Origin of the sequence: Methanococcoides seepicolus, from assembly GCF_023684405.1 — an archaeon.
In the GTDB taxonomy this organism is placed as follows: domain Archaea; phylum Halobacteriota; class Methanosarcinia; order Methanosarcinales; family Methanosarcinaceae; genus Methanococcoides; species Methanococcoides seepicolus.
Map to the genome: position 1 here is coordinate 1 of NZ_JAGSOI010000080.1, position 8,051 is coordinate 8,051.

Genomic DNA, 8,051 nt, shown 5'->3' on the forward strand with positions numbered 1-8,051 from the left:
TCATCATCCATTTCGTTTTGCAGCAGCTCTTGTTGTAGTTCTTCCCATATGGATGCTGCTTCATCATATTTTTCCAGCGCGTCTTCAAATCGTCCGATCTCATGTAGCACATAACCTTTTCCATAGGTGCTTTCAGCGTTCTTGACCATTTGTTTTAGTTTTCTTTTGTAAGATGCCTGCTGGAACATGTCCTTGATATTATTCATATATTGAAATATCCGGTGTCCAGTGATATACTTTTTGCAATGGCGTTGAGGTAGTAAGTGGTTTGGTTTGGCGTACTCTTCACATTTATCCACATAAGGCTAATTTATTTTAACGTATCAGAAATTTATATAAAATAAACTGTCATTTTGGATGCTCACTCATCAATGTATAAATATGTCTTTTATCTTATTACTTTATGAGCAACATTAATGAACAGTATCATCTAGCAGTAATTATGGAGTTGATCGCATCAGTGCCAAAAAAACGAATGTAGGCGGTGCAAAAGTATCTACTATTGATGCGGCATCCCGGGAAGAGGTTTTTAAATCTGTTATAAATTCCAGCCCTGCGGTTGTCTTTTTATGGAGGGCGGAAGTGGGCTGGCCCGTGGAGTTCGTTTCCGAGAACATCTCACAATTCGGGTATGGTGCAAAAGATCTGATCACCGGAAAGTTTCGTTATGTTGATATTATTCATCCCGATGATGTTGATCATGTAATATCTGAAACGTCTCTTCATATGGATGATAAAGACCGCAATTTCAACCTCCGATATCGTATTCTCACAAAGGCCGGGGATATTCGATGGGTCGATGAAAGGACGTCCGCTCATTTTGATGATTCCGGTTCTATCCAGTTCTATCATGGTATCATTCTGGATATTACTGAGCAAAGGATGGACGATATTGCTTTGCTTGATGGTGCTCTTGGTATGAACAAAGCGCTTCAGACCGTTATCAATTCCAGTCCGGTAGTTGTATTTCTATGGAGGGCAGAAAAGGATTGGCCCGTGGAGTTCGTATCGAAGAACATTGATATGTTCGGTTATTCGGTGGGAGATTTCATCTCGGGAAAATTGGTCTATGGTGATATTGTACATCCTGATGATATTGACCGTGTTCGTGCAGGAGTTTCCAAGTGTACTGAGGGTGGATATTCTGATTTCTTCCAGGAGTATCGTATCCTCACAAAGACTGGAGAAGTGCGCTGGGTCGATGAAAGGACTCAGATACAACACGATCCACTGGGCAATGTGACATATCTCCAGGGTATCATTCTTGATATCACTGGGAGGAAGAAGATCGAGAATGCACTTCATAGTGAAGAAAAACGTATTGAAGCGCTGTTATGTTTGTACCAGATGACGGATGCTTCCATTCAGGACATTATTGATTTTGCCAGGGATGAGGTCGTAAGACTGACTAATAGCAAGATCGGATATCTGGCATTCATGAGCGATGATGAAAGTGTCATCACGACTGATTCATGGTCTGAGGGCGTTACGAATGAATGTTCTCTGAACAAAAAGAAACTTCAGTCACATGTGGTCGATGTTGGGTTATGGGGTGAATCTCTGAAACAGAGGTTGCCGATCATAGTAAATGATGATTCAGAAGAGAATCCTTCTAAAAGGGGATATCCTGAAGGGCATATGAGGATCGATCGGTTTTTGAGCGTTCCTATATTTGAAAGGGACAAGATCGTTGCTCTTGTAGGGCTTGCCAATAAGACTGATAATTATGATCTTTCCGATGTGCGTCAGGTCACACTTCTGATGCAGGGGATGTGGAGTATTCTCCTTCATAGGGGGGTGGATGAAGAACTACGTCGTTCTCTTGACATACAGAAGATCCTGGGGGATGTCATTAAGAATAGTCCTGCGGTTGTCTTCCTTTGGCGCGCTGACCCTGATTGGCCGGTTGAGTTCGTTTCAGAAAATGTGACCCAGTTTGGTTATTCGGTGGATGATTTTATTTCGGGAAGGTTTGTGTATGCTGATATTGTACATCCTTATGATCTTGATAGGGTGCAAAAGGAGCTTTCTAAGAGGATAGATGCAGGTTTTATAGATTTTAATCAGGAATATCGTGTATTGACCAAGTTCGGTGATATACGATGGGTGGATGAAAGAACGTTCATCAAGCACGATGAAGATGGGAATGTCGCTTATATGCAGGGTATCATTGTGGATGTTACTGACCGTAAACATTCTGATGATTTTATGCATATGCAATTTGATCTTGATAGTGTTCTAAGTTCTGCGCATAGTCTTGAGGAAACCTTTGAACAGATGCTTGAATTCAGCTTAAAGGTCGAGCCGGTGGATTCTGGAAGATTGTATCTTTTTGATGAAGCAACTGGGGATCTGAGGCTTGTGGCGCATAAAGGTCTTTCAGAGCGTTTTGTGAAGGACATTTCGGTGTTTGGAAAGAATTCTGTGCAGAACCGTCTTGTGATGACCGGGCAACCGGTTTACAAACATCATTCGGAGCTCAGTGCTATTACTACTGGTGAGAGCTCCCAGTACGAGGGTTTGCATGCTACCGGTATAATCCCTGTGAAACATGATGGGAAGATCATTGCAGCGCTTTGCTTATCCTCGCATTCCGAATATGAGATCCCTGCCGATGCACGCAATTCCCTTGAGACCATTGCTACCCAGATCGGTGTGGTCATTTCAAAGATCCGCTCGGATTCAAATGATTCTAAGAAGTACAAGGACCTTCAGTCCCTTGTTGATATGGTGGATGAGATATTGGTGGTACTGGACATGGATGGATATGTCCTCTATGCAAATAAGATGCTTATGGAAGGTCTGAAACTTTCTGATGGGGATATTTCAGATATGCATTACCTTGAGCTTCATCCTGATGGGGAATGGGACAATGTTGATTCTATGCTTTCGAGTGCCCGGGTTGGGGAAAAATTAGTCTATGAGACTGTCATGGTGGGTGCGGGTGGTTTTCTGGTCGGGGTCGAAACAAAGCTTGTCTGTGGAGAATGGTCGGGACAGCCTTGTATTATGGCTTCATCAAGGCTTATTGACTGATTGGTTTATGGACTGATGGATCGGGCTATATTGTCTGCCCTATTTTTTTATTTTTGGAGTAGATAAATAGTCTTTATATATGATTATGTAGATAATTGCTTTACATATTAGATACGATAATGCATCGATTTTTTGGAGAGTATAAATGAATACAAAATATATAGCCATTTTTTTGGCGGTTATAATGGTCATGTCAATCATGCCTTTTTTCTTCAGTGGAGGCTCGAATGGGGAGACTGCGGATAATTCGGTTGTGGATGCCGCTGGCTTTGAATCTATTCCCGGTGAACATGTGGATCATGAGCTGAATTCCCTTGCTGATGGTCTTGCAGTGACACCTGAAGGGGTGGCATTTGCAGAGTATGTTGACATTGACAGCATAAGGGATACACCACTTTACCTTATGATGGGTAATACGTCACAGTTGGATTCAGTATATGGAGTTCAGGTCACTAAGTTGTACTCTGCAGAATATGCTAACCAGCACAGTTTCAATATGCATGTGATAAACCCTGAGGTCATTGCTTTCCCTTATTATCTTTCAGAGGATGCGTATAATGGATACTATTTCGCTTCACGCGGTAGCGACCTGTATAATGTAATAGGCAATCCTATGCTCTTTGGTCAGCAGGATCGGTTAGAGGATGTTCTGGATGTCATGGAAGGCGATGCTAATGCATCATCAGATTTCAGCAGGTTGATGGAGTTCGTGGAGCCGGGTGCACCTATACAGCAAGTTATGGTCGTGAATGATGGGTTTGCAGATCAGTATTACCTTGATCTGATGTTCCTTGATGATTCACGTTTGTCACGTACTACTGTCTATCTTAATCCGACAGATGGTACTCGCAACAATATAACTGCTTATGCAGCTGAAGGTCCTGATAAGGGTCTGGACTATGATATAGAGTCTCAGGAAGATATTTTGAAGGTGACCGTTACCTTAGATTCTTCAGATTTCTATACTTTCTTGGGTGAGCCTGCTTGGTGAGCTTGTTCTCACCTCGTTTTTCTTTTTTATATTCTGTTCTGCATATGTCTTTGGTGAGCTATCAGGCATTTTGGCGCAAGCTATATATGTGACTGTGGCGATTCATACCAAATACTTTGGTTGATGCAACATATGCTCATTTGTGAGTGAATGTGCATTGCTGATGTTAATTACAATGAATAATGACAGACCGCAGATAAGGGCGGTTTCGAAGGAGATATAAATATGGTTAAATTTGAAGTTCCTGACGAATTAGCAGATAAAGCACTTGAAGCAATCGAACTCGCAAGAGACACCGGTAAGGTAAAGAAAGGTACCAACGAAGCAACAAAAGCTATCGAAAGAGGCATCACAAAGCTTGCGGTAATCGCAGCTGACATTGAGCCATCCGAGATCGTTGCTCATATTCCAGCTCTTTGCGAAGAAAAGAACACACCATACATTTTTGTAAAACAGCAGAAAGAACTTGGTGCAGCATGTGGAATTGGTGTGGGCTGTGCAGCTGTTGTGATCACTGATGCAGGAAAGGGCAGCGAACTTGTAGAAGACGTTGCACAGAAAGTCGCTGCACTCAAATAATCATTGACTGGAGGTATCCCGAATGGCAGATGATGATATGGGTTTTGCAGCTGAGGTTATCGACGTGATCGGTAACACCGGTATGCATGGTGAAGCCAGCCAGATTCAGTGCAGGGTTCTTGAAGGTCGTGACAAGGGTAGGATCATTACAAGAAACTGCGTTGGTCCAGTGAGAATTGCTGATGTTTTCATGCTTATGGAGACATCCAGAGAGGCTAAGAAACTAACTACCAGGTGATGATAATGGAACAGAGAAAATGTTCATTTTGCGGAGAGTTGCTTGAGCCGGGTACGGGTCTCCTTTTTGCAAAGAGGGACGGATCCACATATTATTTCTGTTCTTCCAAATGTAAGGGCAACTTCGATCTTGGAAGACTTCCAAGACGTACTGTCTGGACAGAACAGGGTAGGATCTACCTGAAGAAAGCCTAATGTTGGTGAATCTGATGGAACGAACCTATGTTATGGTCAAACCAGATGGCGTTCAGCGCTGTCTTGTTGGAGAGATCGTCTCAAGAATCGAGAAAAAAGGTCTTAAGATCGCAGCATTAAGGATGAATGTGATGACCGAGGCGGCCGCAAAGGAGCACTACAAAGAGCACTCCGAAAGGCCTTTCTTCGGTCCCCTCGTATCCTTTGTCACTTCAGGCCCATCTGTTTCGATGGTCATTGAAGGCAATAATGCGATCAAGATCATGCGTGCGATCAATGGTGCAACAAATCCTGTCGATGCATTGCCTGGAACTATCCGTGGCGATCTTACAGTTGATATGGGTAGAAATGTTGTCCATGCATCAGATGCTCCGGAATCAGCAGAGCGTGAGATAGCTCTTCACTTTGAAGAGTCTGAGATCTCCGGCTATCCACGAGCAGATGATGAATGGTTGTATGAGTGATTCGAAAGGATCAGACATCTGAAGATCGAATAACATTCAGGGACAAGAGGCCGATAATTCGGTCCTCTTTCATTGTTAGTATGTTATGTACTAACGCTCCTGAATGTTTTTTTTAATATTAATGAATTCAACAGGATTTCAGAGAGAGTTGTGTCATGGTTGTAAAAGATAACTTACGAACTCCTATCGTTTGTGTTATGGGGCATGTGGATCACGGCAAGACCTCACTGCTTGACATGATACGTGGAAGTGCAGTTGTATCCGGAGAAGCTGGAGCTATCACCCAGCACATTGGTGCAACCGAAGTTCCTATAAGTGCTATTGTGGAAAAATGTGGGAATCCAGGCCTACTTGACAAGTTCATGGTTCCTGGACTTCTTTTCATTGATACGCCTGGACATCATGCGTTCACTACTTTGAGGAGTCGTGGCGGTGCTCTTGCAGACCTTGCCGTTGTTATCGTTGATATCAATGAAGGTTTTAAACCACAGACGATCGAGAGCCTGAATATTTTGCAACAGCATAAGACCCCGTTCGTTGTTGTGGCGAACAAGATCGACAAGATTCATGGTTGGAACCCTCAAAAAGGTGCTCCTTTCATGACGTCTTACAATAAGCAGAGCGAACACGTAAGGGGAAGCCTTGACACCAAGTTCTATGAGGTCGTGGGTGAACTGTATAGCAATGGTTTCAGTTCTGATCGATATGACCGTGTAAACGATTTCCAGCATAATATCGGTGTTATTCCTATCAGTGCTATCACAGGTGAAGGTATTCCTGATCTCCTGATGGTTCTGCTGGGACTGGCGCAGAGATTCCTTGAATCGAATCTTCATTATAATGCAGAAGGGCCCGGTGTGGGTACTGTTCTGGAGGTCAAAGAAGAGCGTGGACTTGGTACCACCCTTGATCTTATCCTGTATGATGGAGTGCTGAAAAAAGGTGATACGATAGTTGTTGGATGTTTGGGTGAACCTATACAGACAAAAGTTCGTGCTATCCTAAAACCACGTGCTCTTTCAGAGATCAATGTTGAAGATAAGTTCAAGCAGGTCAGTAAGGTTACTGCTGCAGTTGGTGTTAAGATCTCAGCTCCTCATCTCGATGGTGCATTGTCCGGAGGTTCAGTTAGGGTAGCTACTGCTGAAACACTGGATGCTGTTGTTGAAGAGGTGCGTAATGAGGTCGAAGATGTCCAGATCGATACCGATCAGAGTGGTATTACTATCAAAGCCGATACAATTGGCTCTCTTGAAGCTCTTGTGAATGAACTTAAAAAAGAGGATATCCCTATTCGCAAAGCAGATGTGGGTGATATTTCCAACAGGGACATTATGGAAGCTTTCGCTATCGAAGATCCGTTCCATTCTGTTATTGTAGGGTTTAATGTCAATATCCTTCCTGATGCCAAAGAAAAAGTACGATCCACTGGCGTCAAGGTGTTCATGAACGATGTCATCTACCGTTTGATAGATGACTATAGGGATTGGGTAAAGGAACAGCGGGCTATATCCGAAAAGGCCGTTTCCGAGACAATTGTCAAACCCGCTATGTTCACTATTATGCCTGACTGTGTGTTCAGACAGAGCAAACCTGCTGTTGTAGGTGTACGGGTAATAGGTGGTACCATCAAGACGAAGGTCGATGTTACGACAGGCGATGGTACTGTAGTGGGAATTGTAAAAGGCTTGCAATCACGGGGCGAGAACGTAAGTGTTGCTACTATCGGCATGGAGGTTGCGATGTCTATCGATGGCCCTACAGTGGGCAGACAGATAAACGAAGGCGATGTTCTCTATGCGAACATACCTGAAAGGCATGCTAAGATACTTGAGCACGAACTTTACGATTCACTTTCGGCGGATGAATTAGAAGCACTTGACTCCTTCTTGGATATAAAAAGAAGGGATAACCCATTCTGGGCGAAATGATCGATGGATGCAAAATAAATACCTGTAATTCATATACAGGCTTAAGCTAACTTTAAATACGAATTTATTCAAACATATTGGAGGCAAATCATGGCAGATTTTAAAATTGTAGTTTCAGATCCAAAAACAAAGACCTACCAGTTCGACATTACTGGAGCTGAAGCAAACCAGTACATTGGAAGATCTATTGGTCAGACAGTAGATGGCGCAACAGTAGGTCTGGATGGTTACACACTAACCATTACAGGCGGTACCGACAACAGTGGTTTCGTAATGAGCCCAACCCTTCCAGGTCCAAAGAGGCAAAAGATCCTCATTGCAAAGGGTGTAGGATATTCACCAGTAGCAAAAGGCGTACGCCGAAGGAAATTCCTTCGTGGAAGCGAGATTGCTCCTGACATTACCCAGATCAACACCAAAGTTACAGGATACTCTGACAAGACCATTGCAGAGATCCTTGGTGGCGGTTCAGAAGACGTTGAAGCACAAGCAGAGTGATATTCGTCACTCTCCTTTTTAATTCTTTTTTTTTAATTAATTTTATTTACCTTGTATTATTTTGATCTTGTATATTTTGGTGAGTCCAGCCCAACATCGATGAGTGCTTTCTTCTTGACG

At 43.1% G+C, this 8,051-nt stretch carries 8 protein-coding genes and 1 pseudogene; 8 read left to right on the top strand and 1 reads right to left on the bottom strand.

Translation table 11 applies throughout. The features are described from left to right. Positions 1–206, bottom strand: a pseudogene (locus KDK67_RS12825) (hypothetical protein); the annotation flags it as partial. Between the two features lie 295 nt (positions 207–501). Between KDK67_RS12825 and KDK67_RS14480 the strand changes: the two are divergent. The 8 genes from KDK67_RS14480 to KDK67_RS12865 all read left to right on the top strand — a co-directional run bounded on the left by KDK67_RS14480 (position 502) and on the right by KDK67_RS12865 (position 7,931). Then, complete coding sequence (locus tag KDK67_RS14480; protein WP_250867583.1) at positions 502–3,036, top strand: PAS domain-containing protein; 2,535 nt, start codon at positions 502–504, stop codon at positions 3,034–3,036. Between the two features lie 145 nt (positions 3,037–3,181). Next, complete coding sequence (locus tag KDK67_RS12835; RefSeq protein ID WP_250869208.1) at positions 3,182–4,027, top strand: hypothetical protein; 846 nt, start codon at positions 3,182–3,184, stop codon at positions 4,025–4,027. 225 nt (positions 4,028–4,252) lie between these two features. After that, complete coding sequence (rpl7ae, locus tag KDK67_RS12840; protein WP_250867575.1) at positions 4,253–4,606, top strand: 50S ribosomal protein L7Ae; 354 nt, start codon at positions 4,253–4,255, stop codon at positions 4,604–4,606. Positions 4,607–4,628: 22 nt separating this feature from the next. After that, positions 4,629–4,844, top strand: coding sequence for a 30S ribosomal protein S28e (locus KDK67_RS12845; RefSeq protein ID WP_172366828.1), 216 nt, complete (start codon positions 4,629–4,631; stop codon positions 4,842–4,844). A 5-nt stretch (positions 4,845–4,849) separates the two neighbouring features. Continuing rightward, positions 4,850–5,038: a 50S ribosomal protein L24e gene (locus tag KDK67_RS12850; RefSeq protein ID WP_011498393.1), complete on the top strand. Its 189-nt coding sequence runs from the start codon at positions 4,850–4,852 to the stop codon at positions 5,036–5,038. A 14-nt stretch (positions 5,039–5,052) separates the two neighbouring features. Continuing rightward, positions 5,053–5,502, top strand: coding sequence for a nucleoside-diphosphate kinase (gene ndk / locus KDK67_RS12855; protein WP_250867577.1), 450 nt, complete (start codon positions 5,053–5,055; stop codon positions 5,500–5,502). A 155-nt stretch (positions 5,503–5,657) separates the two neighbouring features. Then, positions 5,658–7,433, top strand: coding sequence for a translation initiation factor IF-2 (gene infB / locus KDK67_RS12860; RefSeq protein WP_250867578.1), 1,776 nt, complete (start codon positions 5,658–5,660; stop codon positions 7,431–7,433). 90 nt (positions 7,434–7,523) lie between these two features. Then, positions 7,524–7,931, top strand: a complete 408-nt coding sequence (locus KDK67_RS12865; protein ID WP_250869209.1) for a 30S ribosomal protein S6e — start codon at positions 7,524–7,526, stop codon at positions 7,929–7,931. The last annotated feature ends 120 nt before the right edge of the window (positions 7,932–8,051 follow it).

Bases quoted from the DNA above. Each gene is read 5' to 3' on its own strand.
- KDK67_RS12835 (WP_250869208.1), top strand. From the start codon at position 3,182: ATGAATACAAAATATATAGCCATTTTTTTGGCGGTTATAATGGTCATG.
- rpl7ae (WP_250867575.1), top strand. From the start codon at position 4,253: ATGGTTAAATTTGAAGTTCCTGACGAATTAGCAGATAAAGCACTTGAA.
- KDK67_RS12845 (WP_172366828.1), top strand. From the start codon at position 4,629: ATGGCAGATGATGATATGGGTTTTGCAGCTGAGGTTATCGACGTGATC.
- KDK67_RS12850 (WP_011498393.1), top strand. From the start codon at position 4,850: ATGGAACAGAGAAAATGTTCATTTTGCGGAGAGTTGCTTGAGCCGGGT.
- ndk (WP_250867577.1), top strand. From the start codon at position 5,053: ATGGAACGAACCTATGTTATGGTCAAACCAGATGGCGTTCAGCGCTGT.
- infB (WP_250867578.1), top strand. From the start codon at position 5,658: ATGGTTGTAAAAGATAACTTACGAACTCCTATCGTTTGTGTTATGGGG.
- KDK67_RS12865 (WP_250869209.1), top strand. From the start codon at position 7,524: ATGGCAGATTTTAAAATTGTAGTTTCAGATCCAAAAACAAAGACCTAC.